Raw genomic sequence first — 26,318 nt, forward strand, 5'->3', positions numbered from 1 at the left:
GCGGGCCGCAATGACAGTGCGTAGGGTAACCCGCCGGTGGGAAATGAGGGCGGGCCCCTGGAGGCCCGCCCGCCGCCCCGGCTCAGCCGAGGCGGTGCACCACGGCCTGCGCCAGCGCCCACATCAGGTTCGAGCCGAAGCCCGCCGTGATGCCCACCAGGACGTCACGGACCCAGGTGCGGTGCTTGGGCGTGTACTCGACGTCGTCAGTCACAGGACGCGTCCCCTTCGGTTGTGACCGGTGACGGTGCCGGGTGGCTCCCGCCGGGAGCGCACCAGTGGCCGACCGCACCGAACCGAAGGGCTGACGACCCGCCCAGGTCACGTCGCGTACATCCTCCGGGGAGGACATTGCGGTGCAGGCCAACGCTAACGCACGTACGGACGTCCCGGCCCGGGTTTCCGGACGGGACATCACCCCCCTGCCCGGCCGGCTGCTCCGCATGCCCCCGCCCCGTGTGGCATTCGGAGGGTCGTCGGGGTGGGGGTGGGAGGGGCGGCATGCCTCGTTGATCTTTGGGTGGGGGTGAGTACGTTCTCTCGGAGCGCGCGGTCTCGACGGCAGACGCGGGGGGCGCGACGGCTCTCGGGAGGCTCAGGCCGTGACCAGATGGCGATGGCGCAGCAGACTGGCGACCGTAGTGACCGCGACGAGCCTGCTGGTGGCGCTCGCCCCCGCGGTGGCCCCGGCGCTCGCCGCGGGGCCCGGGGATCCGGCGGTGCGGCGGGATCCCGCGACCGGGCACGCGCGGATGGTGTTCCGGTCCGGGGGCTACCTCACCGAGCCCTCCAAGGCGGCGCCCGAGCGGATCGCGCTGGGTTACGTGCGTGCGCACCGCGAGGCCTTCGGGCTGTCGGAGGAGCAGGCCGGGCAGCTGGTCGTGGTCGGCACCTACCCCACGCGGCACAACGGGGTCCGGCAGGTGGCGATCGGTCAGGAGGTGGACGGCATGCGGGTGTACGGCGGGCTGCTGACCGCCGCCGTGGACCGCCGGGGACGGCTGGTGCTCGTCGGCGGCCTCGCCGCCACCGGGACCCCGGCCGGCCGTGTCGAGCTCACCGCGCAGGACGCCCTCGACGAGGCCGCCCGTTCGCAGGGGGCCCGGCCGCACCAGCAGCTCAGCGGGGCCGACAACCACCACAAGGGCCGGCAGAGGTTCAAGAACGTCTACGCCGAGCGGCTGAAGAAGCCCGCGGACGTCACCGCCGAGCTGGTGTGGTTCCCCGCGGACGCCGGCCGCGAGCTGCGCCCGGCCTGGCTGACCGACATCGAGACCTCGGGCACCTCCTGGGACCAGACCGTGGTCGATGCCGAGGACGGCCGGATCCTCAGCCGGGACAGCCGCTTCAGCCACTCCGGTCCCGAGGGCACCGTGTTCACCACCCAGCACCCGGACGTGGCCGGCGCGGCCCGCACGGTCACCCCGTTCAGCGGGCGGGACGGCTCCTGGGTGGCGGGCCGCCTCACCGAGGGCAACAACGTCAACGCCTACCGGGACGAGGACAACGACAACAATCCGGACGCCGGCCGGCCGCAGTCCCCGGCGAGCGGGGACCCGGCGTTCCAGCACTTCAATTACGCGTTCGGCGACGTGTGGCGGACCAACCGGAGCCACACCCAGGCCAACCTGGACGCCGACGTCGACGCGAGCGTGACGCAGCTCTTCCACTACGTCAACGTGATGCACGACTACCTCTACGGACTCGGCTTCGACGAGGCCTCGCGCAACTTCCAGACCGCCAACTTCGGCCGCGGCGGCACCGGCGGGGACGCCGTGCTCGCCGAGGCCCAGGACGGCTGGAACTTCGGCTGCAAGAACAAGGCCGGGGCGAAGATCCGCTGCCTCAACAACGCCAACTTCCTGACCCTGCCCGAGGGCACCGCGCCGCGCATGCAGATGTACATGTGGGACGACTCCACCGGGTTCGACTGGCGCGACGGCTCCTTCGACGGGGACGTCATCGCGCACGAGTACGGGCACGGGCTCTCCGAACGCCTCGTCGGCAACGGGGACTTCGGCAGCGGCCCGCAGACCGACTCCCTCGGCGAGGGCTGGGCCGACGCCGTCTCCTTCCTCAAGTGGGGGGACGCGGTGGTCGGGGAGTACGACTCCGGCAACACCTTCTCCGGGCTGCGCTCCCAGCCGTACGACTCCCACACGGGCACGTACGCGGACTACGACGCGGCGGTCGACGTGCACGCGAACGGGGAGATCTGGGCCGCGGCCGTGTACGACGTACGCGCCGCCAAGGGCATCGCCTACACCCAGCAGCTGCTGGTCGACGGCCTGAAGAACACCCCCCGCAGCCCGAGCTTCCTCGATGCCCGCGACGGCCTGCTGGCCGCCGACATGACCAACACGGGCGGGGCCAACCAGTGCCTGCTGTGGCGGGTGTTCGCCGCCCGCGGGATGGGCGAGGGCGCCACCTCCAGCGCGGACCAGAAGACCGTCACGGTCAGCAGTACCGTCCCGGCGGCCTGCCTGCCCACCGCCGCGGCCGGCGGCCCGTACACCACCGACGAGGGCACCGACGCCACCCTCGACGCCTCCGGGTCGGCCCCGGGCACGGCTTCCTCGGCCGGCGCCCTGGTCAGGTACGAGTGGGACCTGGACGACGACGGCCGGTACGACGACGCCACCGGCCGTACCACTGCCTTCCGCGAGGTCGGCCGGGACGGGGTCTTCACGGTCGGCCTGCGGGTCACCGACGCCGCGGGGAACACGGACACCGACACGACGACCGTCACCGTCCGCAACGCCGCGCCCGTACCGGCCCCCGACCCGGTCGCCCCGGGCCCCGAGAACACCGCCGTCTCCCTCACCGGCAAGATCACCGACCCGGGCTGGGAGGACCCGCTGACCGCCACCGTCGACTGGGGTGACGGCAACGGCCCGCAGCCGCTCGACGGCACCCCGGAGAACGGCCGGCCCGACGCGACCCTGTCCTTCGCCACCACCCACACCTACGGGGACGACGGGACCTTCCGGATCGAGGTCTGCGGCAGCGACGACGACACCCGGACCTGCGCCACGACCGACGCCGTGATCGGCAACGTCCGCCCGACGGCCGCGATCTCGGCGGACGGGCAGACGGTGTTCAACGGGCAGAAGGCCTTCATCGCGCACGCCGGGGTGCCGGTGGCCGTCACGGGCTCCACCGCCGACCCGGGCAGCGACGACCTGACCCTCACCTGGGCCTGGGGCGACGGGGCCGCGGACTCCCTGGTCTCGCTGGTGAACCCGCCGGCCGCCGACCCCGACCCGAGCCCGTCGGTCCAGCCGCGCTCGCTCACGGAGACCAGGGCCCACGCCTACGCGCAGGCCTGCCTGTCCACGCTGACCTTCACCAGCGCGGACGACGACGCGGGCAGCGCCTCCGACACCGCCGCCGTGATCATCACGGGCAACGCGAAGCTCGCGCACAACCAGGCGTACTGGATGAACCAGTACGCCGGGCGGGCGCCGACCGGGCAGCTCACCCAGGCGCAGCTGAAGTGCCTGCTGGGCGTGGCCTCGTTCATGAGCGCGGTGTACGGGCCGCTCACCCCGGCCCAGGCGTACGCGATCCTCTCCTCGGGCTCCCCGCAGCCGCGGGCCCTGATGTCCACCCAGCTGCTCGCCGCCTGGCTCAACTTCGCCAACGGCGCGTACGACCTGGGCACGCGGGTGGACACCGACGGGGACTGGGTCAAGGACTCGACCTTCGGGGCGGCGGTCGCCGCGGCCGAGGCGGTCTACAACAACCCCGCCTCGACCGGTCTCCAGCTGGACCGGCAGACGCGGATGCTGCTCTCGTTCAACGTGCGGGACGGTGGCTGACCGCCGCCTGGCCTGCCTCGCCGCCCTCGCACTCTTCACCGGGTGCGGGGGCGGCCTGCCGCAGGCCCCCGAACCGCCGCGGCCGCCGGCCGCGACGGGCACGGCCTCCGCGGGGTCCCCGGTTTCTCCGGGCTCGCCGGCTGTTTCCGACCCGGCTGCGACGGCCCCGGCAACGGCCCCCTCCGCCTCCCGCACCGGTTTCGGAGCCCCGGCGCGCGGGCGGCTGTTCACGGCGGCGGACGACGGTTTCGCCGGGTGGCTCGCGGTGGGGGAGACGGCGCTGCTGCGCGTGCCGGAGCCCGCGGGCGGGGCCGGGGAGGAGCCCGGCACCCGCGGGGGTTCGGTGCTGCTGGGCCGGATCAGGCAGGTGCGGGGGAGCGGGTGGCGGGAGTGGGAGCTCCGGGCGGTGCGGCCGGGGACCACCCGGGTGCTGGTGCCCCGGGCGGGCGGCCCGCGGGCCGTGCTGACCTTCCTCGTGCCGTGAGGCCCGCGCCCCCCGGGGGCTGGGGCGCCGCGGTGTTCAGGGGCGCAGGTCCGTGCGGTCCAGCCAGGTGAAGGTGACGGTGACGGCCTCGCCGGCCGGCACCTTGGCCGCCTGGCGCAGGGTCCGCGTACGGGCCGATTCCACGAGGTCGTTCCAGGGGGCGGTCCAGTCGGGGGGCTGGCCCGGGGGAGCGGGCACGCTGTGCAGTGCGGACGTGCGGCCGTCCTCGGTGCGCCAGAACTGGGTGCCGAGGATCAGCTGCCCGTGGTCGGCGAACTCGTCGACCAGCTCGCCGAAGTGGACGGCGGGCCAGGCGGGGCAGTCCCCGTGCCGGCCGGTCTGGAGCCGGGCCGCGCGCGGGGGCACGAAGGGGGTGCGGGCGCCGAGCCGGGTGAGGGCCCAGCGGATGCCGGCGGGCTCGGTCCGGTCCGGCGGGAGGTTGCGCTCCAGGCAGGCCCGGTAGGCGCGGCGCAGGGGCTCGGCCGCCTCGCCGATGCCGAGTTCGCCGAGGGCGAGGGCGGCCCATTCGCGGACGGTGGCGTTGCCGCCGGAGAGCAGTGCGATCAGGGCGGGGCCGCAGCGGGGGTCGGCGAGTTCGCCGAAGACCTCGATGGCGGTGAGCTGCCCGAAGCCGCCGAGGGAGGGCAGCGCGGCGACGAGCGCGGGTACGCAGTCGGGCCCGGCGGCGATGAGTCCGGCGCGGGCGTCCATCGCATCGGCCGCCCCGCCGTCGAGCCGCCGGACGAGTTCCTCGATGTGCGATGTCCCCGAAGTCATACGGGCGTCCCTCACGGCGCAGTCGGCGGGCAGTTCCGGCGTGCGCAGTGTTGCGGAACCGGCCCGCAGATCGCCATGGAGCTGCGGTGGGCCGCCACGACTTTGTGACAAAGGCGCCGGGGCCACGGCAGCGGCCGGGCCCGATACCGCGTGGGCGGTATGGAAATCGGGGGCGATTCGCACGGATTGTGAGGTGCCCCGGCGGCCGTTTCCCGTGGTCGGAGGGGGTTCTTGAGCGCTCCTCAAGGGCTGGAACTCGCCGATGAATCCGAAGAAATAGGAACGTAGAGGAACATTTCGAAGGCCTTGAGTCGATCGGAACGGCTGATTCCGGGCCGACTTAGGCATCACTAACGGCGAAAACAAGCCAGTCGGAATAAAGGATTCCAATCCAATGGAATAAGAGGTTCCGGTCTGTTCTGTGATGATCATGGCCTCCGCCCGGATCCGCATGGTCCTGGCGGCGCCCGCGGTCACCCGCTCCGCCCCAGGTCGGAAGGGGTTTCCGGCGGTCTGCCCGGCCGCAGCGAAGCAGCTCCGCCCGCCCCGCCCGGATGTCACGGACCGTAACGGCGAGCGGCCCCGGGCCCTGTCTCGATGACTTCTGTCGAGCCCCCCTGCCTGCTGATTCAGTGGTCCGCGTTCGAGCCGGACCGAGCTGAGGAGGCCTACATGGCCGAGATTCGGAAGATCGAGAAGCCCGCGGCCACCGCGGGCCCGCGCCCCTGCGCCTTCGTGTCGCAGGACAAGGGCAACGCCCCCACCATCGTCCCCGCGCACAAGCACCTCGCGGAGGACACGGAGGCCGCCGAGCAGCAGAAGCACGACGCCGAGGCCTGACACCTCGCTGCCGGAAGCCGGGGCCCGGTCCCAGCCGGGCCCCGTCTCCGACAACCCCCCCACGGACCCTTTGGGGCCACTGCGGGCCGCACGCGTCCGCGCCCGAATCCCCCGTCGAATTTCCGGATGCCGCGAGAGCAGGGACATCACCATGTCGAATTCCGTCTACCAGTCCTCCCGTTACGTTCGTACGCTCCGCTCGGGGCAGGACCGCGACTTCACGCGGTTCGGCGGCCGTATCGACGCATTCGACTTCGATTCCCGCGGTGAGACCATCGCCTTCCACTCCCTCTTCGGGAACGCCCGCCTCGTGGACCCGGAGACCATCGCCCTCCTCAACGAGGCCTCCGCCGGCATGGGGATCGAGCAGCTCCGCGACCGGGTGAGCGAGGCCTCGCTGCGCGACCTCATCGAGTCCCGCTACCTCGTCGAGGCCGGGCACGACGAGAGCACCGAGATCGCCGCCCTCCTCGACAGCCGCGAAGAGGTGCTGGGCACCGGGGTGTTCCACTCCTCGATCCAGCTCGTGCTCACCAACGCCTGCAACTTCTCCTGCCAGGGCTGCTTCGCGTACAACTTCGACGGCGGCGTGGAGGAGCGCAACACCTCCGGCGAGTCCGTCAAGCCCGGCCCCGTCCTCGTCGAGCTGCGCACCGCCCGCCAGGACACCGGCCCCACCTTCGCCAAGGGCGACTGGAACAAGGGCGACAGCGAGTCCCGCAACCCCTCCATGCACATGTCCAAGGAGGTCGCGGAGAAGACCATCCGCGAGGCCATCGCCCTGCGCAAGGCCAACGGCGGCGGCCACCTGACCGTCTCCTTCTTCGGCGGCGAGCCCACCCTCGCCCGCGGCACGATCCTGCACGTCCTGCGCACCTTCGGCGACAGCTACGACGGGGTCACCCTCTCCTACGACCTCACGTCCAACGGCTCCCGCATCGACAAGGAGCTGCTCGCCGCCCTCGCCCGCCACAAGGTCGACACCACCGTCTCCATCGACTACCTGGTCCCCGAGACCGGCGAGTTCCGCGGCGGCCAGCAGCAGCGCACCCCCTGGGGCGTGGTCCGGCAGGCGATCCTCGACATGAAGGCGGCCGGGGTCCCGGTCAACATCACCACCGTGCTCTCCCAGTACACCTGGGACAAGTGGGGCACCCCGCTCATCGACTTCGTCGCCGAGGCCGGCATCCCGGTCCTCGACGTGATCGTCTCCTTCCAGGCCAACGAGTTCTTCGCGCAGCACAAGCCGAGCGACGTGGCGCAGCGCCTGCTGGAGGCCGTCGACTACGGCCGCTCCGTCGGCGTCCAGCTCAGCGGCTACTGGTACCAGACCTTCCAGATGATCATCGACGAGTCCACCTGGGCCGAGCACGCCGACTACAAGACCTGCCCGGCCGTCGGCCGCCAGCTCTCCATCGAGCCCAACGGCTCCGTGTTCGCCTGCAAGGCCACCGCCCGCAAGCTCGGCTCGATCGACGACTGGAAGGGCATCTTCACCTCCCCCGCCTACAAGGACTACGGCATGCGGGCCTACACCAACGGCCCCGGCTGCCAGGGCTGCGAGCTCCAGGGCACCTGCTCGGGCGGCTCGGCCGGCGCGCTGGAGGAGGAGAACGGCTCCATCCACCTGATGTCCCCCGGCTACTGCAGCTACATGCGCGAGGTCGTGCAGGGCCTGCTGGAGCGCCACCACGCCCAGGTCGCGGCGGCGTACGTCTGAGAACAGAAGGTCACCAAGGGTCATGGCAACGATAGGAATGCACTTCGGGCACGACGCCGCCGTCGCGCTCACCGACGCGGGCGGGTTCCACGTCATCGAGGCCGAGCGCCGGGTGGGGCAGCGGCACGTCTGCGGGGGCAGCACCGAGGTCGCCGGATCCGTCGCCGACTGGGCGGCCGAGCTGGCCGCCGCGGCGGGCACCGCGGTCACCCGGGTCGCGGTCGCCGACTGGTACACGCCCGTGTGCCCGGTGCTGCCCCCGGCGCTGGTGGACCTCGTGAACCTGGACCCGGCCTGGTCCGCCCCGGGCCGGGACCTGGCCGACGCCGTCGTCCGCCGCATCTCCGCGGAGGACTGGCCCGTCGACCTGACGGCCGCCACCCGGGGCGCCCCGGCGGGCGCCCCCGAGCTGGTCGCCGTACGCCACCACTACGCCCACGCGGCGCTGGCCTACTACGCCTCGGGGGCCGAGCGGGCCCTCGTCGTCGCCCTCGACGGCACCGGTGCGTACGCCGAGTGCGGCATGGTCTGCCTCGGCGACGGGGACCTGCTGACGCCGGTCATGTCCTTCAACAACCGCACCGGGCCCCGCTTCGGCCTGGTCGCCGAGGGCCTGGCCCGCCGCATCCACGGCAGCCAGTTCCACACCGGCAAGCTGATGGGCCTCGCCGCGACCGGCGACCCGCACCGCGGGGTGCTGCCGATCCTGCGGGCCATGATGGTCCCGCAGCAGGCCCGGCGGGCCGCCCCCGACCTGTACGCGCCGCTGGACGACCTGTGGCTGGCCGGCACCGCGCTGCGGTACGAGGACGACTGGTGGGAGTTCGACCCGGACAGCGGGGGCTACCTCGACGGGGGCCTGGCCGACTCCTCGGACGACGACGTGGTGCACTCGTACGCCACCGTGTTCCCCGACGCCTTCCGCACCGCCGAGGGCGAGGTCGTCGAGGTCGGGCACGGCCCGTACGAGCGCAACTGCCGCCACCTCGCCGCCACCTTCCAGGCCGCCCTGGAACTCGACCTGGTGGGCCTGATCACCGGCCTCAGCCGCCGCTACCCCGGCTACCGGGCCCTCTGCTACGCGGGCAGCTGCGCCCTCAACATCAACGCGAACACGGCCCTCGCCGAGTCCGGCCGCTTCGACTGGGTGTACGTGCCCACCTGCTGCGACGACTCCGGAGTGGCGCTCGGCGCGGCACTCGCCGCCGCCGAGCCCGAGGACCGGCCCCGGCTCACCGGCCTGGTCTGGCCCGCCCTCGCGTACGCCGGGCCGCCGCTGGCCCTGCCCGGGGCCGGGGTGCGGAAGGCCGGCGAGGCGGCCGGGCACGAGGTGCGGACCCTGTCCGGCCGGCCGGAGGTCGTCGAAGAGGTGGCCCGGATGCTGGCCGAGGAGAAGGCCGTGGCCTGGCTCGAAGGGGACCTGGAGACCGGCCCCCGCGGGCTCGGCCACCGGGTGCTGCTGGTCTCCCCGCACTGGCTGGGCGCCCGCCGGCACCTGTCCCGCACCGTCAAGGGCCGCGAGTGGTACCACCCGGTGGCACCCGTCTGCCCCGAGGAGCTGGCCGACCGGTACTTCACCGGGCCCCTCGACCACACCGACACCATGCTCTTCACCGCCCGGGTCCGGGACGAGCACGCCGAACTCCTCTCCCAGGCACGGCACATCGACGGCACCGCCCGGGTGCAGACCGTACGCGCCGAGGTGCAGCCCGACCTGCACCGGCTGTGCCACCGGGTGGGGGAGCTCACCGGGCTGCCGATGCTGATCAGCGCGAGCGCCAACGACAACGGCAGGCCCATCCTCAACGGCCTGGACGAGGCGCTGGACCTGCTGGCCGGCACCGTGCTGGACGCCGTCGTCCTGCCCGAACACCACACGATCATCGAAGCGAGGGAGCCCCGTGGCTAGCGTCCAGTTGAGAGACATCCGCAAGACCCTGCCGCTGCGGGCCATGACCCCCGCCGAGTGGGAGCAGTGGATCACCGAGGGCTACGTGATCATCCGCGAGGCGGTCCCGGAGCAGAACGCCGAGAACCTGCGCAACGCCCTCATGGAATTCCTCGACATGCGTCCGGACGACCCGTCGACCTGGACCTCCCCGCACACCGGCAACGACCGGCTGCCCGGCCACAGCGGCCTCGTCGAGATGTACAACCACCAGGCCCAGTGGGACAACCGGCAGACCCGGCGGGTCTACGACGCCTTCGTGGACATCTGGGACCGCCCCGACCTGTGGGTGACCATCGACTTCGCGAACGTCAACCCGCCCAACCACGGCGAGCGCGAGTTCGACGGCTTCATCCATTGGGACGTGGACACCTCCACCGACCCGCTGCCGCTCAGCTGCCAGTCCGTGCTCTCCCTCACCGAGGGCAACGAGAAGATCGGCGGCTTCCAGTGCGTGCCGGAGATCTTCACCCACTGGAAGGACTGGGTGGCCGCACAGCCCGCCGACCGCGACCCGTACACCCCCGACATCACCGGCTACGAGATCACCACGCCGAGCGTGAACCCGGGCGACCTGATCATCTTCAACAGCCTGCTCCCGCACGGGGTGCACCCCAACATCACCGAGGACCAGGTGCGGATGGCCCAGTACCTCACCATGGCCCCCGCCCGCCCCGACATCGAGGGCATGGCCGAGGCCCGGGTCCGCTTCTGGCGGGACCGGGTGCCCCCGCACCCGCCGGAGGGCGGGGTCCGCAAGGAGGAGCACCTGCTGTGGGGGCCCGCCGAACTCAGCCCGCTCGGCGAGCGGCTGCTGGGTTCGCGGGGCTGGGACGAGGAGTGAGCCGGTCCCATGGCTAGCGCCGCCACCGCCGAGAAGGCGCCGTCGTCCGCCGCCGCCCCGCCCCTCGGCCGCCCGTTCGGGTGGCTGTGGGGCTCGTCGGCCGCGTCCAACGCCGGCGACGGCATCACCCGTACCCTGCTCCCGCTGCTCGTGGTCTCCGGACACCCGGACCCGGCGGCGGTGGCGGGGCTGACGGCCGTCAACATGCTGCCCTGGCTGCTGTTCGCGCTGCCCGCGGGCGTGCTCGCCGACCGCTGGGACCGGCGCCGCATCGTGCTGTACAGCAACCTGCTGCGCGCCGCCGCCCTGCTGGCCGCCGTACCGCTGTTCGCCGCCCGGCCGCCCCTCGCCGTGCTGTACGTGCTCGCCTTCCTGCTGGGCATCGCCGAGACCCTCGCCGACACCGCGGCCCCCGCGATGCTCCCGGGACTCGTCGACGACCGGAACCTGGAACGGGCCAACGGCCGGCTCCAGACCGCGCAGACCGTGCTCAACGAGATGGTCGGACCCCCGCTCGCGGGCCTGCTCATCGGGGTGGCCGCGACCGTGGCCCTGGGCGTCGGCGGCTCCCTGTACGCGATCGCCGCCGTGCTCCTCGCCGGGCTGGCCACCGCCGGCGCGGGCCGCCGCCGCACGGGCGGTCCGGCGGAACCGGACGGCACCGGCGAGGGCGTGCAGGAGGGCGGGCAGGAGGGAACGGCGGCAGCCGGCACCCCCGGCGGACCCGCCCCCGAGACCGTCCTCCAGGGCATCCGCGCCGGCCTGCGCTTCGTCCTCGGCCACCCCGTCCTGCGCCTGACCCTGGCCGCCAGCGCCCTGTACGGCCTGGCCTTCTCCGCGACCTTCTCGCTGCTCGTCCTCCTCGGCGAACAGCGCCTGGGCCTCGGAGCCACAGGCTACGGACTCCTGATGGCCGCCGGCTCCCTGGGCGCCGTGGCCGGCAGCTGGCTGGTCCCCTGGGGCACCGACCGGCTGGGCACCGGACGGCTGGCCTGCTGGTCGCTGGCCCTCTCCGGGGCCGCCTACGCGGCCGTGGGCCTGTCCCGCACCGCCTGGCAGGCCGGACTCGCGCTGTTCCTGAACGGCATCGTGATGATGGGCTGGAACATCCCCGTCGTCTCCCTGCGCCAGCGGCTCACCCCCGAGGCCTTCCAGGGCCGGGTGATGAGCGTGTCCCGGCTGTGCGCCTGGGGCGCCATGCCGGTCGGCGCCGCCCTCGGCGGAGCGCTGGCCCGGATCACGTCCGTCCCGGCCGTCTTCGTCACCGCCGGCCTGGCCCTCACGGCCGGCTCCCTGCTGCTGTTCGCGCCCCTGGGCCCGCGGACACCCCGTACCGAAGCTTCCGACAAGGAGTGACCATGACCACCGACCTCTACGACACCATCATCGTCGGAGGCGGCCCGGCCGGCCTGAACGGCGCCCTGTACCTGGGCCGTTCCCGCCGACGGGTCCTGGTCGTCGACTCCGGCGACGCCCGCAACATGGCCGCCGGCACGATGCACAACCTCATCACCAACGACGGCGTCACCATCGCCGACTTCCGCTCCCGCGCCCGGGCCGAACTCGGCGCCTACGACGTGTCGTTCCGGGACGACGAGGTCGTGTCCGTGCTGCCCGGCGACACCTTCGTCGAGGTCACCACCAAGGAGTCCGGCACCTTCCGCGCCCGCACCCTGCTCTACGCGGCCGGCGTCCGCTCCCAGCTGCCTCCCGTCCCCGGCATCGAGGAGCTGTGGGGCAAGGCCGTCTTCGAGTGCCCGTACTGCCACGGCTGGGAGGTGCGCGGCAAGAGCTTCGGCGTCTACGGCGGCACCGTGCCCAGCGAGTGCCTGGCCACCACCCTCACCGCCTGGACCGACTCCATCACCTACCTCTCCGACGGCCGCGAGCTCCCGGCGGACGAGCAGGGCCGCCTCGACGCCGCCGCCATCCCCACCCTCGCCGACAAGGTGACCCGCCTGTCCGCACACGAGGACGGGGTGGCCGTGCACTTCGACGGCGGCGGCAGCGCCGTCTTCGGCGCGCTCTTCCTCCACATGGACACCGAGCCCCGGGTGGAGCCGCTGCGCCCCTGGCTGGAGGCCCCCGACCTGGAGTCCGTACAGACCGACGAGCGCGGCCGCACCAGCCTGCCGCGCCTGTACGTGGCCGGAGACCTCGGCAACAACATGCAGCAGGGCGCCATGGCCGCGGCCAGCGGCGGACTCGCCGCCATGGCCGTCAACTCCGACCTGATCCGCGAGGACCTGCCCGGCGCGCTGTACGACCTGCCGCCGGCCGCCCACTGACCCCTGATCCCCGACCCACCCCGCACACCAGGACCGGGAGGCCCCGCGGCATGTCATCGCCCCGCGCCGAACTCACCCCGCACATGGAGCACTACACCTTCGACCTGGAGGACCAGCCCTACATCGGCTTCTTCCAGCACGGAGACGAGAAGACCCCCGTCTCCACGACGGACGCCCACGGATTCCGGTACACCCGGGGCCCGGCGGACGCCCTCGCCACCGTCGCCGGCGACCGCCCGGCCGGACCGGTACGCGTCCTCGCCGGCAGCTCCGCGATGTACGGGGTCGGCGCCACGGGTGATGCCGCCACCGTGGCCTCCCGGCTGTGGACCGCGCACGCCCCCCGGCTGCCCTGGCTCAACTTCACCGGCCAGAGCCACAATTCGGTCCAGGAGCTGATGCTCGCCACCCTCTTCCGGCAGCTGCTGCCGCAGGTCGAGGACATCGTGCTCTGCTCCGGGGTCAACAACCTCGTGCTCAGCCGGCTGCCCGCCGAACAGCAGGGCCGGCACGGCGCCTTCTTCGACTGCGGCGCCGCCCCCGAAACCGTCCCGAGCGCAGCCGAACGCATCGCGCACGCCGCTGAACTGACCGTCCGCCACCTCGGCACGTGGAAGGCGCTGGCCGACGGCATCGGCGCCCGGCTCCACTACGTCCTCCAGCCCCTCGCCCCCTGGGTGCGGGAGACGCCCACCGAGGAGGAGCAGGCCCTCTTCGACGAGCTGGACGGAGTGTCCAACTTCCTGCGCTACCACAACGACATCTCCACCATGGCCGTCGGCCGCGCCTACGCGGACGCGATCGCCGCGGGCTGCGCCGAGGCCGCAGTGCCCTTCCTCGACCTGAACCCGCTGCTGGGTGCGGCCGCCGCGCCCACCGACTGGCTGTTCATCGACCGGGTGCACTGCACGGACCTCGGCTACGACACGGCGGCCCGGCTGATCGCCGAGCACCTCGACCTCGACTGAGACCCGGAAACAGGAGCAGGAGCACCCATGTCCGTACTGAAGGGACTGCCGGACCGGCTGCTGCGCCGCACCGCGGACCGCCGGCCCGAGGAGGCGGCCGGGACCGGCCCCGAGGCGGAGGACGCGGCCGGAGCCGAAGCCGGAGCCCCCGCGGCCGGCGCCCGGCGCGGCGGCGGCCGCATGCGCCGCCAGCCCGACGACGACGCCTCGGTCTACCCCCTGTTCTGAGGCCCGCGGGGCAGGACGAGGCACCACGAAACGAGACGAGGAGGAGGTCCGCCCGTGCCGGAACTGATCCTGGGCATCTCGGCGTACTACCACGACAGCGCCGCCGCCCTCGTGGCCGACGGCGTGCCGCTGGCCGCCGCGCAGGAGGAGCGCTTCACGCGCCGCCGCCACACGCCCGAGTTCCCCGCCCGGGCGGTCGACTACTGCCTGCGCGAGGCCGGGGCCGGCTTCGGCGACCTGGCCGGGATCGCGTTCTACGAGGACCCGGCGCTCAAGTTCCGCCGGGTGCTGGCCACCTGGCTGGCCGCCTCGCCCGGCGGCCGGCAGGTGTTCGGCGACACCCTCCCCCAGTGGCTGCGCTGGAAGCGGAAGGCCGGCGAGGAGGTGGCCCGGACCCTGCGGGAGCAGTCCGGCGGGCTGCACCTCCCGCCGGTGTCCGTGCACCGCCACCACTTCACCCACGCGGCCTCCGCCTTCTTCCCCAGCCCGTACGAGTCGGCGGCCGTGCTGTGCATCGACGGGGTGGGGGAGTGGGCCACCACCACCATGTGGCACGGCAGCGGACGGCGGCTGCGCCCGCTGGGCGAGCTGCGCTTCCCGCACTCGCTGGGCCTGCTGTACTCCGCGTTCACCTACTTCTGCGGGTTCAAGGTCGACTCCGGCGAGTACAAGCTGATGGGCCTCGCCCCGTACGGCACCCCGCGCTACGCCAAGCTGATCCGCGAGAAGCTCGTCCACGTGAAACCGGACGGCTCCTTCCGGCTCAACATGCGCCACTTCACCTTCCTGCACGGCCGCACCATGGTCGGCGCCGGCTTCGAGGAGCTGTTCGGCGGCCCCCGCCGGGAACCCGAAGGACCGCTCACCGACCGCGAGTTCGACCTCGCGGCCTCGGTGCAGCAGGTCACCGAGGAAATCGCCTTGAAGCTGGCCCGCACGGTACGGGAGCGGACCGGCGAGCGGCGGCTGTGCCTGGCCGGCGGGGTGGCCCTCAACTGCGTGGCCAACGGCCGGATCGTCGCCGAGGGCCTCTTCGACGAGGTGTGGATCCAGCCCGCCGCGGGCGATGCGGGCGGCGCCCTGGGCGCGGCCCTGGCCGAGTCGCACCGCCGCGGCGCCCCCCGGCCGCACGTGGCGCGGGGCACGGACGCCATGGCGGGCTCCCTCCTCGGCCCGGAGTACGGGCCCGAGGAGATCGAGGCCTTCCTGACCGGCCGCGGGATCCCGTACACCCGGCTCCCCGCCCGGGAGGTCCCCGGGCGGGTGGCGGCCGAGCTGGCCGCGGGCCGGGTGGTCGGCTGGTTCCAGGGCCGGATGGAGTTCGGGCCCCGGGCCCTGGGCGCCCGCTCGATCCTGGCCGACCCGCGCGATCCGCGGATGCACTCCACGCTCAACCTCAAGACGAAGTTCCGGGAGTCCTTCCGGCCCTTCGCCCCGGCGGTGCTCGCGGAGGACGCCAAGGACTGGTTCGACCTGCCGCAGGAGAGCCCGTACATGCTGATCACGGCTCCGGTGGCGGAGGCCCGGCGGCTGGCGCAGCCCGGCACCGGGCACCTGCGGGGGATGGACCTGCTGCGGGTGCCGAGGTCCGAGGTGCCGGCCGTGACCCACGTGGACCTGTCCTCGCGGGTGCAGACCGTGGGGGCGGACCGCAACCCGCGCTTCCACCGGCTGCTCACCGAGTTCCGCGAGCGCACGGGCTGCCCGGTCCTCGTGAACACCTCCTTCAACGTGCGCGGCGAGCCCATCGTGAACACGCCGGAGGAGGCCTACACCTGCTTCATGCGCACCCACATCGACCTGCTGGTGCTCGGCGACTTCCTGCTGGAGAAGCCGGCCCAGCCCGAATGGCGCGAGGAGGGGGACTGGCGTGCGTCCATCCCCATGGACTGAACCGGCACGGCGGGCGGGGCTGGCCCTGCTCTACCACCTGGTGGTCGTCCCGGCCGGGGCCCTGCTGCGGCTGGTGCACGATCCGCTGACCCGGGCCCGCGACGACCGGGTGCCGAGCTACTGGCGGCACTGAGCGGCGGGCGCGAGTGAGACTCCGGTCATGTTCCGGGCGGGATTGCAACCCTTTGGGCGCAGATCGCATCAGGTAGGGCGGGGATGCCCAGCCGATCTGTCCCGTGGGGGGCAGGCATGACCGTTCGGAGCGAGTTCCGTGCACCAGTACCCGCCAGGCCCGCGGCCCGATGACCAGCCGTACCCGAATTCCCACGGGGACCAGGGGCAGGGCCACGAGCCGCAGCAGCAGTGGTACGGGCAGCAGCCGCAGGCGCCGGCCGGGCCTCCGCAGCAGCCGCGGCAGCCGCAGGGCGCGCCCTGGCCCGGCGGGCCGCAGTCCGGCCCCCCGCAGGCACCGCCGCCGTACGGCCACCCGTACCAGCAGCAGGGGTACGGGCAGCAGGCCGCGCCGCGCCCGTACGCGGACCGGCCCGGGCCGGTCCCGCAGCCGTACGGGGAGCAGGCCTACGCGGACCGTCCGTACGGCGGGCAGGCCTACGCGGACCGCCCGTACGGCGGGCAGGCCTCCGCGGACCGTCCGTACGGGGAGCAGGCCTACGCGGACCGTCCGTACGGCGGGCAGCCGTACCCCGCGCCGCCGCAGTACGCCGGGCCGCCGCAGCCGCCCCGCGGCGGGGCCGCCCCCTACGGCGGGCAGCCCGGGCACCCCGCCGCGCCCGCCCCCGCGGGCGGCGGCGAGGAGCCGCCCGCCCCGCGCCGGGGTTCGCGCCGCCGGATCTGGATCAGTGCGGTGCTCGCCGCGGCGGTGCTCGCGGGCGTCGGCTTCACCGGCTGGAAGCTCGACTGGTTCAACGACAACGGGGAGCCGGTCACCTTCGGCCGGCCCCCCGCCGCAGCGGGCGGGGACGGCGCGGGCGCGACGGGCAGGGCCAAGGAGGAGGACAAGGCCTCCGGGGTCTCCATGCCCACCGGCCCGGCCGCCGAGTTCCGGCGCACCACCCGCCTGGACGACGGCACCTCCATAGCCAAGACCCGGCTCACCGGCGCGAAGTCCGGGTTCACCGGCGACGTGTGGGTCTGGGTCCCCAAGGAGTACGACGACCCGAAGTACGCGAAGAGCGCCTTCCCGGTCCTGATCTCCCTCCCCGGCGGCAACGGCTACCCGACGAACTACTGGGCGGACCGCAGCCTCGGCCTCCAGAAGGCCGTCACGGAGGGGGTCAAGGACGGCACCAGCCTGCCCTTCATCCTGATCATGCCGGTGCTCAACCCGGACGAGAAGAACTACTACGACGGCTCCGACATCCCGGGCCAGCCCAAGATGGGCACCTGGATGGCCGAGGACGTCCCCGCCTTCACCAAGGCCAACTTCCGCACCTTCACCTCGCGCGACGGCTGGGCCTTCATGGGCAACTCCTCCGGCGCGTTCGTCGGCCTGAAGATGGTCATGCAGCACCCCGACCGCTTCAAGGCGGTCATCGCGAGCGGCGGCGAGACCGCCCCCGACTCCCCGCTGTGGCGCGGGGACAAGAAGCTGATGGACGCCAACGACCCCGGCAAGCTCGCCGAGAAGCTCAGCCGCGGCACCGGCCCCGAGGTGTACGTCAACTTCCAGATCGGTACCAAGGAGGGCAGCCAGGACCTCGCCCGCCTGAAGAAGTTCGAGAAGGACTACGGCAAGGGCCCGGTGAAGATCACCACCCGCGTCATCCAGAACGGCGACCACAACGGCTGGGACTACGTCCGGGGCATGAAGGAAGGCTCCCTGGAGTGGATCAGCAAGGTCATGGCCAAGCCCGTACCGGACGCGGGGTGACCGCCGTGCCCCCGTACCCCCCGTACACCGGCCACGGCCACCCCGCCCCGCCGCCGCCCGCCCCCCGGCGGCGGCGCGCCCGGCGCCTGCTGCTGGTCTGCGGGGTGCTCGTCGGCGCCCTGCTCGCCTCCGGCGGCGCGGCCTGGAAGCTCGGCCTGCTCTCCGAGAACGGCCGGCCCATCTCCTTCGGCCGCCCCGACCCCGCGCAGGAGCCGCTGCCCGGGCGTCCGGGCGTGAGCATGCCCAAGGGCCCCTCCGCCGACTTCGTACGGGCCTCGCGGCTCTCGGACGGGACGGAGATCGGGCGCACCACCCTCGTCGGGGCGAAGTCCGGGTTCACCGGCGACGTGTGGGTGTGGGTGCCCAAGGAGTACGAGGACCCGCGGTACGCGCGCAGCGCCTTCCCGGTGCTGATCTCGCTGCCCGGCGGCCGCGGCTACCCGAAGAACTACTGGATGGGCACCGGCCTCGGCCTCCAGAAGGCCGTCACGGACGGGGTCCGCAACGGCACCAGCCTGCCGTTCATCCTCGTCATGCCGGTGCTGAACCCCGACAAGAAGTTCTACTACGACGGTTCGGACATCCCGGGGCAGCCCAAGATGGGCACCTGGATGGCCGAAGACGTCCCGGATTTCGTGAAGGCCAACTTCCGGACCTTCGAGTCCCGCGACGGGTGGGCCTTCATGGGCTCCTCCTCGGGCGGGTTCGTGGCCCTCAAACAGGTCATGAAGTACCCCGAGCGCTTCAAGGCGGTCATCGCCTCCGGCCCGGAGACGGCACCGGACTCCCCGCTGTGGAAGGGCCACCGCAGGGAGATGGACGCCAACAATCCGGAGCTGCTCGCCCGCCGGCTGATCGCGGCGAAGGGCCCGGCCGTCTACGTGAACTTCCAGATCGGCACCCGCGAGACCGGGCGCGCCAAGCTGGAGCGCTTCATGCGCCTGTACGGACGCGGTCCCGTGCACACCCGCCTCCAGGTGATCGAGGATGGGGAGCACAACGGGAAGTCCTACGTCCGCGGCATGAGGGAGGGTTCCTTGGAGTGGATCAGCAGGGTGCTGCTCGCCCCGACCCCCGACCCGGTTCCGGCCGCCGGCCGTGAAGACGCACCCGACGTCTGATGGGCACCTGGTTCAAGGGCCTGGCCGCGGCCGCGGCCGGCACCGCCACCCTGTTCGCCGTGGCCGTGCTCAAGTACGACGAGACGGCCCCGCTCGCCTTCCCCACCGTCGGCGTGCTCATGGCCGACGGGGAGCACTGGTGCACGGCGAGCGTGGTCGACAGCCCGAAGGGCAACGTGGTCGCCACCGCCGCGCACTGTGTGAGCCCCGCCGGGGAGGACGGCGAGCCGGGGGAGCTGGCGCACGACGGGCTGGCCATCGGCAAGCTCTCCTTCGCCCCCGGCTTCTCCGGTGAGGGGGCCGGGCGGCGGCCGCTGGGCACCTGGAAGGTGGCCTCGGTGCACGTGGACGACCGCTGGCGGCTCTACGGGGACGACACGGCCGACTTCGCCTTCCTCACCATCGAGCCCGACGGGGACGGCCGCAGCGTCCAGGACGCGGTCGGCCACGGGGCCGCCCCCTCGCCCGACTGGGACTCGGCGGCCGAGCGGGACGTCACGGTGGTCGGCTACCCGCAGGAGGAGCACAACCCGGAGAACCGGCCGGTGTCCTGCACCACGCAGACCTCCGAGGACGAGGACGAGGAGGGCATGCTCTACATCAACTGCGCCGGTTTCTGGACGGGCACCAGCGGCAGCCCCTGGGTGGCCGACCGGGGGGCCAAGGGCAGCGCCGGCCGCCTGATCGCCGTGCTGAGCGGCGGGGACACCGATGCGGACTCCACCGCCGCCCGCTTCGACGACCGGGCCAAGGCCCTGTACGAGGCGGCCGCGAAGGGCTGACCGCCCGCACGGGGGCGGACCCGGCGGCGCGCGCCGGGCCGGACCGGGATCGGCCTGGCGCCGGGCCTTTTGCGGTCACCGCACTAGCCGCGCCGCTCGGTGCTCACGATCACGCAGACCCCGGCCACCACGATCGCGCCGCCGACCAGGATCGGCCAGGTCAGCGCCTCGTTCAGGACCAGCGCCCCGAGGAAGACGGCCACGACCGGGTTCACGTACGCGTACGTGGACACCAGTGACAGCGGGGCCGACTGGAGCAGCCAGGCGTACGCGGTGAAAGCCACGAGGGAGCCGACGAGCACCAGGGCGGCCAGGGCCACCCAGGAGCGGGCGGAGAAGTCCCCCGGGTGCAGGCCGTGGTGCTCGCCCCGGACCAGCCCGGTCAGCAGGGCCGCGATCCCGCCGAACACCATCTCGTACGCGCTCGCCGTGAACGGGTTGCCCGGCATCGGCAGCTTGCCCGCGGAGAAGGAGCCGAGCGACCACAGCAGGGCGGCGACCAGGATCATCAGCACACCGGACAGCCGCACCTCGCCGCTGAGCCCCGGCAGGGTCAGCACCGCCAGCCCCGCCATGCCGACGACCACCCCGCCCAGGGTGGGCAGCGGCGGCCGGTCCCCGGTGGCCGTCCGCATCAGCACCACCCACATCGGCACGGCGGCCACCAGCAGGGCCGCCAGCCCCGAGGGCACCGACTGCTCGGCGAGCACCACCAGCCCGTTGCCGCCGAGGATCAGCATCAGGCCCACCAGGGCCGCCGAGCCGAGCTGCGCCCGCGTGACGCGGAGGGCCGCCGGGCCCTGCCGCCAGGCCACCAGCCCGGCGAGCAGCAGGCCCGCCGTGACGAAGCGGGCACCCGCGGAGAGGAACGGGGGCATGGTCTCGACGACGATCCGGATGCCCAGGTACGTCGAGCCCCAGACCACGTAGACGATGCCGAGGGCGGCCCAGACGGCTCCGGTGACCCGGCGCGCAGGGGCGCCCGGGACGGGGTCCGTCCTCGGGGACGGCTGGTCCGTTTCCGCGGGTTTTGATATGCGCATGATCCAAGATCCTAGGGACCGGAGGGTCTTCGGGCCAGGATCCTGCCCGCTTTCGGGCAGGATCCCCGGGAAACCCTTCTGGAGCCGGGCGGCAGGGGGGCGGCGCAGGGGCCGCCGGAGGGGGGCGGCTCCCCTCTTCTCAGCCCTTCAGCAGCCCGTTCAATTCCCCGTACGGCACCCCGTCCTCGACCGCCGTGTAGGTGCCCGCGGTCAGCAGCTCCCGGGTGGCCCGCGCGGCCACCGCGTACGCGGCCGAGGCCACGGCCGAACCCAGGGTGATCCGGGCCGCGCCCAGGGCGGCGAGTTCGGCCACGCCCGGGTCCCCGGGGCCGACCAGCAGGTTCAGCGGGGCGTCGATGCCCTTGGCCAGCGCGGCCACGGTGTCCGGGTCGGTGGTGCCGGGCACGAAGATGCCGCTGGCCCCGGCGGCGAGGTAGCGCTCGGCGCGCGCCAGGGTCTCGCGCAGCCGGGCGGGGCCCGGCTCGCCGAGCCCGAACAGGTAGGTGTCCGTGCGGGCGTTGATGTAGAGCGGGATCCCGCTCGCGTCGGCGGCCGCCCGGGCCGCGGCGATCCGGTCGGCGAGCTCGGCCGGGTCCCGGTCGGCGTCCTCGATGTTGATGCCGACCGCGCCGGCGGCGATCACCTGGGCCACGGTCTCCCCGACGGCCGCCGCGTCCGCGCCGTGCCCGCCCTCGATGTCGGCGGTCACCGGCACCCACACGGCGGCGGCCACCCGGGCCACCAGCTCCACCGCCCGGTCCCGGGCGATCGCGTCCCCGTCCGGGGAGCCCAGGCTCCAGGCCACTCCGGCACTGGTCGTGGCCACGGCCGGGGCCCCGGCGGACTCGACGACCCGGGCGCTGGCCACGTCCCAGGCGTTGGCGAGGGCGAGCGGGGTTCCGGGGACGTGCAAGGAGCGGAAGGTCTCGGCGAGTTCGGCCTGGGTGCGCTGCTGCGGGCGGTGAGTGGTCATGGGGGCAGTCCATCACCCCGGGGGCCCGGTGCGCGCGCGAAAATCCGACACCTGCGTGGCGGGCGGGGCGGTCCGACTTCGGGGAGTAGCCGCATCTTCGCGCTGCGGGGACCCGGGGGGCGGCCGGGCGGGGCGATCTTCCGGGTGCGGGCTGCGGCGGCGGAGGCCCAGTTCATGGCGGCTGCGAGCCGGGTGCGGGTGCCCGGCCGCCGGTCCGGGGCCTTTCGTGACCGCCGTGTGGCGTGCCTGTGAAGCGTCGGCTGTCCTCTTGTGGGATCTCGGTGAGGTGGGTCAACCTTTCGGATGCAGGCGGGAGTTGGCCGCACAGCGTTGTCATGTCCATGCCTGCATCACCCCCCGCAGCGCACCACCTATGAGGAGGACCCCTCACATGACCGTGATGCGTCCATCACGCCGGAAGATCGCCGGCCTCAGCGCGACCGCCGTCGTCGCGCTCGTGCTCGGCGCGGCCTCCGCGCTCCCCGCCTCGGCCGCCCCCGGCGCCGCGGCGGAAGGCGTCATCGAGAACGCCGGCGCCCCCGGATCCGTCCCCAACAGCTACATCGTGACCCTGGACGGGGCCGTCGCCGACTCCGCCGCCGGCCGGGCCCTGGCCCGCGAGTACGGGGCGCAGATCCGCCGGACGTACAAGACGGCCCTCAACGGCTACTCGGTGCAGGTCTCCGAGGCGCAGGCCCGCAAGCTGGCCGCGGACCCCGCGGTCAAGTCGGTCGTCCAGAACCGCAAGTTCACGATCGACGGCACCCAGCCCAGCCCGCCGTCCTGGGGCCTGGACCGGATCGACCAGAAGGCGCTGCCCCTCAACTCCAGCTACACCTACCCGGACAAGGCCGGCGAGGGCGTCACCGCGTACATCATCGACACCGGTGTGCGCATCACGCACTCGGACTTCGGCGGCCGGGCCTCGTACGGCTACGACGCGATCGACAACGACAACACGGCGCAGGACGGCCACGGCCACGGCACGCACGTGGCCGGCACGGTCGCGGGCACCTCGTACGGCGTCGCGAAGAAGGCGAAGATCGTGGGCGTCCGCGTCCTCGACAACTCCGGCTCCGGGACCACCGAGCAGGTCGTCGCGGGCATCGACTGGGTCACCCGGAACGCGGTGAAGCCGGCGGTGGCGAACATGTCCCTCGGCGGCGGCGCCGACTCGGCACTGGACACGGCGGTGCGCAACTCCATCGCGAGCGGCATCACGTACGCGGTGGCGGCGGGCAACGAGTCCACCAACGCGAACACCAAGTCCCCGGCCCGGGTCACCGAGGCGATCACGGTGGGTGCGACCACCAGCAGCGACGCCAAGGCCAGCTACTCCAACTACGGCACCGTGCTCGACCTGTTCGCCCCCGGCTCCTCCATCACCTCGTCCTGGAACAGCGGGGACTCGGCGACGAACACCATCTCCGGCACCTCGATGGCCTCCCCGCACGTCGCGGGCGCGGCGGCCGTCTACCTGTCGCAGAACCCCTCCAGCACCCCGGCCCAGGTGAGCACCGCCCTGGTGAACGCGGCCACCCCGAACGTGGTCGGCAGCCCCGGCACCGGCTCCCCGAACCGCCTGCTGTTCGTGGGCGGCGGCACCACCGTCCCGCCCGGCCCGCGGTTCGAGAACACCGGCGACTACGCGATCAACGACAACGCCACGGTGGAGTCCCCGATCACGGTCAGCGGGGTCCCGGGCAACGCGCCGGCCACCCTCAGCGTCGCGGTCGACATCAAGCACACCTACATCGGCGACCTGAAGGTGGACCTGGTCGCGCCGGACGGCTCCGTCTACACCCTGCACAACCGCAGCGGCGGCAGCGCGGACAACATCCTCCAGACCTACTCGGTCAACGCCTCCTCCGAGGTGGCGAACGGGACCTGGAAGCTCCGCGTGAACGACAACGCCAACGTCGACACCGGCAAGATCGACTCCTGGGCCCTGCAGTTCTGAGCCCCGGGGCCGGTTCCCCGGCGTCGCGAAGGTCCTGAACGTCCTGCGCATCCCGGACGTCCGGAAAGCTCCGGAGTGAAGGGGCGGCCGCCCTCCGCGGCCGCCCCTTTGCGCTGCTCCCGGCCCCGCTGCTCCGTACGGGCCTCTTCGGCCATCACATCGGGTGAAGCCATGGCCTTTGCTTGCGGTCTTCAACCGTAGGTTGCCAGGCTGTCGCTGTCTGTCAACCTGATGGGAGTGGCCCGTGACTTTCGGTGAGCAGCCGGCCTATCTGCGTGTCGCAGGGGATCTGCGGCGGAAGATCGTCGATGGGTCCCTGCCCCCGCATACCCGGCTGCCCTCGCAGGCCCGGATCCGCGAGGAGTACGGGGTCTCCGACACGGTCGCCCTGGAGGCCCGCAAGGTCCTCATGGCGGAGGGGCTCGTGGAGGGCCGCTCGGGCTCCGGAACCTACGTGCGCGAGCAGCCGGTGCCGCGCCGGGTGGCCCGCTCCGGGTACCGCACCGGGGGGGTCTCGACCCCGTTCCGGCAGGAGCAGGCCGACGCGGCCGCGCGCGGCACCTGGGAGTCGCGCAGCGAGCAGACGACGGCCGGGGCCGAGGTGGCCCAGCGGCTCGGCATCGAGCCCGGGGACAAGGTCATGTGCACCCGGTACGTCTTCCGCGACGCGGGCGAGGCCATGATGCTGTCCACGTCCTGGGAGCCGCTCGCCGTCACGGGCCGCACCCCCGTGATGCTGCCCGAGGAGGGCCCGCTGGGCGGCTGCGGGGTGGTGGACCGGATGGCCGCCATCGACGTGGTCGTGGACAACGTCGCCGAGGAGGTCGGCGCCCGTCCCGGCCTCGCGGAGGAGATCCTCACCCTGGGCGGGGTCCCCGGGCACGTGGTGCTGGTCATCAGCCGCACGTACTACGCCTCGGGCCGGGCCGTGGAGACGGCCGACGTGGTGGTCCCGGCGGACCGCTACCGGGTCTCGTACCACCTTCCGGTCCGGTAGCGCGGCCGCCGGGCCCGGCCCTCCCCCTTTCCCTCTCCTTCACTCCCGTCGCGGCGCCGGCGTGCGCCCGGGGGGTGCGTGCACGGCGCGTCCGTACGCATGGCCGGATGCGTACGCCGTGGGGTACCTCTTCGTGAAAACCCGTATCCGCTCCGTGAAGGTCGGGCGTAAGCTCAGGCATATGCGTATTGCGGTTTCCTGGGCGAGGACGTCAGCGGAGGGTGAAGCGCGATGAACGACAGCGGTGCCGAGCTCCCGTGGCTGGTCATACGGCAGGACGACAACGGCAACCGCTACCGGGTGGGCAGGTACCCGAGCCAGGCCGAGGCCGAGAAGGTGGCGGCCAGCCTGGAGGACCACGGGCACCGGCAGCTCTACTGGGTCGAGCGGATCGGTCAGACCGCCACGACGAACTGAAGGACCCCAACGGGGGGTGCCATAGGCTCCGTCCATGACTGTACGAGTGGTCGTGGGCGGAGCCGTCTGCCATGAGGGGCGGCTGCTCGCCGCCCGCCGCAGCGCCCCGCCCGAGCTGGCAGGCCGCTGGGAGCTCCCCGGGGGCAAGGCCGAACCGGGCGAGACCGTGCCCCAGGCCCTGGTGCGCGAGCTGCGCGAGGAACTGGGCGTGGAGACCGAGGCCCTGGAGAGGATCCCGGGGGAGTGGCCGCTGAGGCCCGGACTGGTCCTGCACGTGTGGACCGCCCGCCTGCTCTCCGGGGAGCCGCAGCCGCTGGAGGACCACGACGAGCTGCGCTGGCTGGGCCCGGACGAACTCGATGCCGTGGACTGGCTCGACCAGGACCGCCCCGCGGTCGCCGAGGCCGGCCGCCGGCTGCGCGCCGCCGCTCCGACCGCCGCCCCGACCGCCGACTGAGACCGGCGACTCGGACCGCCCGGCCGCGACCGCCGACGCACGCTGCTGCGACCGCCGACCGCCGACCGCCGACCGCCGACCGCCGACCGCCGACCGCCGACCGCCGACCGCCGACCGGCGCCGCCCCGGCCGCGACCGCCGACCGGCAGCGCCCCGGCGCCGCCCGCCGGCTGCGGGCCGGGCGGGGACCGCGCCCCGGGGTGCTCCCGTGCGCCGCGCTCGGGCGGGCGCACGGCTGCCGCCGTGTACGCCGCACGGGGCGCATGGGGCCGGGGGTGTACGCCGTTCGTGCCACAGTGCGCCGGTGGGTGGGTGGCGGGGCGGTACGACGCCCCGGATATCGGGTATGTCGCTATTAATCCACATCTCATCCCCCTGACGAACCGGACTGGGGTCCCCCTGCTGGCCCGGGAAGTGATCGGCGTGATCGATTCCGAATCCGACTGCGCCGACAGCGCCGAATGGGCTTTCCCCGCCGAGCCCGGCGCCGTACGCACCGCCCGGCACGCCGTGCGCGGCGCCCTCCGCTCGTGGGGCCTCGACGCGGTCGGCGACGTGACCGTCCTGCTGGTCAGCGAGCTGGTGACCAACTCGCTGCGCTACGCGTCCGGGCCCATCGGCGTCCGGCTGGTACGGCAGAATCCGGCCACGGGCCAGGTCGCGCACGGCCCCGCCCTGCTCGTGGAAGTCTCCGATCCGCTTCCGGATCCGCCCCGGGAGCGGGTCGCCTCGCCCGAGGACGAGGGCGGCCGCGGGCTGCACCTGGTCGCCGTCTCCGCGCAGCGCTGGGGGACCCGGCACGGGAAGACGGGCAAGACCGTGTGGTTCGAGTTGGCCCTGCCTGGTGAGTAACAGTGTGAGGACAA

At 73.3% G+C, this 26,318-nt stretch carries 24 protein-coding genes; 20 read left to right on the forward strand and 4 right to left on the reverse strand.

Annotated features, from left to right (window positions below; all coding sequences use genetic code 11):
- Positions 1-82: 82 nt before the first annotated feature.
- Complete coding sequence (locus ACZ407_RS18055; RefSeq protein ID WP_468129189.1) at positions 83-214, reverse strand: DUF6408 family protein; 132 nt, start codon at positions 212-214, stop codon at positions 83-85.
- A gap of 427 nt (positions 215-641) precedes the next feature.
- Between ACZ407_RS18055 and ACZ407_RS18060 the strand changes: the two genes are divergently transcribed.
- Together ACZ407_RS18060 and ACZ407_RS18065 are read left to right on the forward strand one after the other, a co-directional pair.
- A complete protein-coding gene (locus ACZ407_RS18060) occupies positions 642-3,821 on the forward strand; it encodes a M36 family metallopeptidase (protein ID WP_468129191.1) in 3,180 nt (1,059 codons plus the stop codon).
- Complete coding sequence (locus ACZ407_RS18065) at positions 3,814-4,305, forward strand: hypothetical protein (RefSeq protein ID WP_468129193.1); 492 nt, start codon at positions 3,814-3,816, stop codon at positions 4,303-4,305. The genes ACZ407_RS18060 and ACZ407_RS18065 overlap by 8 nt, the downstream gene beginning before the upstream one ends.
- Before the next feature lie 36 nt (positions 4,306-4,341).
- On the opposite strand, the gene ACZ407_RS18070 is transcribed toward ACZ407_RS18065, so the two are convergent.
- Entirely contained in the window at positions 4,342-5,082 is a 741-nt protein-coding gene (locus tag ACZ407_RS18070) for a HEAT repeat domain-containing protein (protein WP_468129195.1), read from the reverse strand.
- Positions 5,083-5,754: 672 nt separating this feature from the next.
- Between ACZ407_RS18070 and ACZ407_RS18075 the strand changes: the two genes are divergently transcribed.
- From ACZ407_RS18075 to ACZ407_RS18135, 13 genes are all read left to right on the forward strand, one after another.
- Positions 5,755-5,922, forward strand: a complete 168-nt coding sequence (locus ACZ407_RS18075; protein ID WP_468129197.1) for a hypothetical protein — start codon at positions 5,755-5,757, stop codon at positions 5,920-5,922.
- Positions 5,923-6,073: 151 nt separating this feature from the next.
- Entirely contained in the window at positions 6,074-7,642 is a 1,569-nt protein-coding gene (locus ACZ407_RS18080; RefSeq protein ID WP_468129199.1) for a radical SAM protein, read from the forward strand.
- Between the two features lie 22 nt (positions 7,643-7,664).
- Positions 7,665-9,551 carry a carbamoyltransferase C-terminal domain-containing protein gene (locus ACZ407_RS18085; protein ID WP_468129201.1) on the forward strand — a complete coding sequence of 629 codons (1,887 nt, stop codon included), beginning with the start codon at positions 7,665-7,667 and terminating at the stop codon, positions 9,549-9,551.
- Positions 9,544-10,434 carry a phytanoyl-CoA dioxygenase family protein gene (locus ACZ407_RS18090; protein ID WP_468129203.1) on the forward strand — a complete coding sequence of 297 codons (891 nt, stop codon included), beginning with the start codon at positions 9,544-9,546 and terminating at the stop codon, positions 10,432-10,434. The genes ACZ407_RS18085 and ACZ407_RS18090 overlap by 8 nt, the downstream gene beginning before the upstream one ends.
- 9 nt (positions 10,435-10,443) lie before the next feature.
- On the forward strand, positions 10,444-11,790 hold the full coding sequence (locus tag ACZ407_RS18095) for an MFS transporter (protein ID WP_468129205.1): 1,347 nt from the start codon (positions 10,444-10,446) through the stop codon (positions 11,788-11,790).
- 2 nt (positions 11,791-11,792) lie between these two features.
- The gene (locus tag ACZ407_RS18100) at positions 11,793-12,722 is read left to right on the forward strand and encodes an NAD(P)/FAD-dependent oxidoreductase (protein ID WP_468129207.1); all 930 of its coding nucleotides are present in this window, start codon (positions 11,793-11,795) and stop codon (positions 12,720-12,722) included.
- A 50-nt stretch (positions 12,723-12,772) separates the two neighbouring features.
- The gene (locus tag ACZ407_RS18105) at positions 12,773-13,690 is read left to right on the forward strand and encodes a GDSL-type esterase/lipase family protein (protein WP_468129209.1); all 918 of its coding nucleotides are present in this window, start codon (positions 12,773-12,775) and stop codon (positions 13,688-13,690) included.
- 27 nt (positions 13,691-13,717) lie between these two features.
- The gene (locus tag ACZ407_RS18110) at positions 13,718-13,918 is read left to right on the forward strand and encodes a hypothetical protein (protein ID WP_468129211.1); all 201 of its coding nucleotides are present in this window, start codon (positions 13,718-13,720) and stop codon (positions 13,916-13,918) included.
- A 54-nt stretch (positions 13,919-13,972) separates the two neighbouring features.
- Positions 13,973-15,811 carry a carbamoyltransferase family protein gene (locus tag ACZ407_RS18115; RefSeq protein ID WP_468129213.1) on the forward strand — a complete coding sequence of 613 codons (1,839 nt, stop codon included), beginning with the start codon at positions 13,973-13,975 and terminating at the stop codon, positions 15,809-15,811.
- Positions 15,789-15,944, forward strand: coding sequence for a hypothetical protein (locus ACZ407_RS18120; RefSeq protein ID WP_468129215.1), 156 nt, complete (start codon positions 15,789-15,791; stop codon positions 15,942-15,944). Before ACZ407_RS18115 ends, ACZ407_RS18120 begins: the two co-directional genes overlap by 23 nt.
- A gap of 138 nt (positions 15,945-16,082) precedes the next feature.
- The gene (locus tag ACZ407_RS18125) at positions 16,083-17,702 is read left to right on the forward strand and encodes an alpha/beta hydrolase (protein WP_468129217.1); all 1,620 of its coding nucleotides are present in this window, start codon (positions 16,083-16,085) and stop codon (positions 17,700-17,702) included.
- Positions 17,703-17,707: 5 nt separating this feature from the next.
- Positions 17,708-18,823: an alpha/beta hydrolase gene (locus tag ACZ407_RS18130; RefSeq protein ID WP_468129219.1), complete on the forward strand. Its 1,116-nt coding sequence runs from the start codon at positions 17,708-17,710 to the stop codon at positions 18,821-18,823.
- Positions 18,823-19,605, forward strand: coding sequence for a trypsin-like serine peptidase (locus tag ACZ407_RS18135; protein ID WP_468129221.1), 783 nt, complete (start codon positions 18,823-18,825; stop codon positions 19,603-19,605). The genes ACZ407_RS18130 and ACZ407_RS18135 overlap by 1 nt, the downstream gene beginning before the upstream one ends.
- Positions 19,606-19,688: 83 nt before the next feature.
- On the opposite strand, the gene ACZ407_RS18140 is transcribed toward ACZ407_RS18135, so the two are convergent.
- Together ACZ407_RS18140 and ACZ407_RS18145 are read right to left on the reverse strand one after the other, a co-directional pair.
- Positions 19,689-20,648, reverse strand: coding sequence for an EamA family transporter (locus ACZ407_RS18140; RefSeq protein WP_468129223.1), 960 nt, complete (start codon positions 20,646-20,648; stop codon positions 19,689-19,691).
- A 139-nt stretch (positions 20,649-20,787) separates the two neighbouring features.
- The gene (locus ACZ407_RS18145) at positions 20,788-21,621 is read right to left on the reverse strand and encodes an isocitrate lyase/PEP mutase family protein (protein ID WP_468129225.1); all 834 of its coding nucleotides are present in this window, start codon (positions 21,619-21,621) and stop codon (positions 20,788-20,790) included.
- Between the two features lie 391 nt (positions 21,622-22,012).
- Here ACZ407_RS18145 and ACZ407_RS18150 point away from each other — a divergent pair, with 391 nt between their 5' ends.
- The 5 genes from ACZ407_RS18150 (at position 22,013) to ACZ407_RS18170 (ending at position 26,304) form a co-directional block, all read left to right on the forward strand.
- A complete protein-coding gene (locus ACZ407_RS18150; protein WP_468129227.1) occupies positions 22,013-23,581 on the forward strand; it encodes a S8 family peptidase in 1,569 nt (522 codons plus the stop codon).
- Between the two features lie 244 nt (positions 23,582-23,825).
- A complete protein-coding gene (locus ACZ407_RS18155) occupies positions 23,826-24,578 on the forward strand; it encodes a GntR family transcriptional regulator (protein WP_468129229.1) in 753 nt (250 codons plus the stop codon).
- Between the two features lie 231 nt (positions 24,579-24,809).
- On the forward strand, positions 24,810-24,995 hold the full coding sequence (locus ACZ407_RS18160) for an SPOR domain-containing protein (protein ID WP_468129231.1): 186 nt from the start codon (positions 24,810-24,812) through the stop codon (positions 24,993-24,995).
- 34 nt (positions 24,996-25,029) lie between these two features.
- Positions 25,030-25,452, forward strand: coding sequence for a (deoxy)nucleoside triphosphate pyrophosphohydrolase (locus ACZ407_RS18165; protein ID WP_468129233.1), 423 nt, complete (start codon positions 25,030-25,032; stop codon positions 25,450-25,452).
- Positions 25,453-25,866: 414 nt separating this feature from the next.
- Positions 25,867-26,304: an ATP-binding protein gene (locus ACZ407_RS18170; protein WP_468129235.1), complete on the forward strand. Its 438-nt coding sequence runs from the start codon at positions 25,867-25,869 to the stop codon at positions 26,302-26,304.
- Positions 26,305-26,318: the final 14 nt, after the last annotated feature.

The sequence above is a fragment of the Streptomyces sp. NPDC030809 genome (assembly GCF_055572195.1).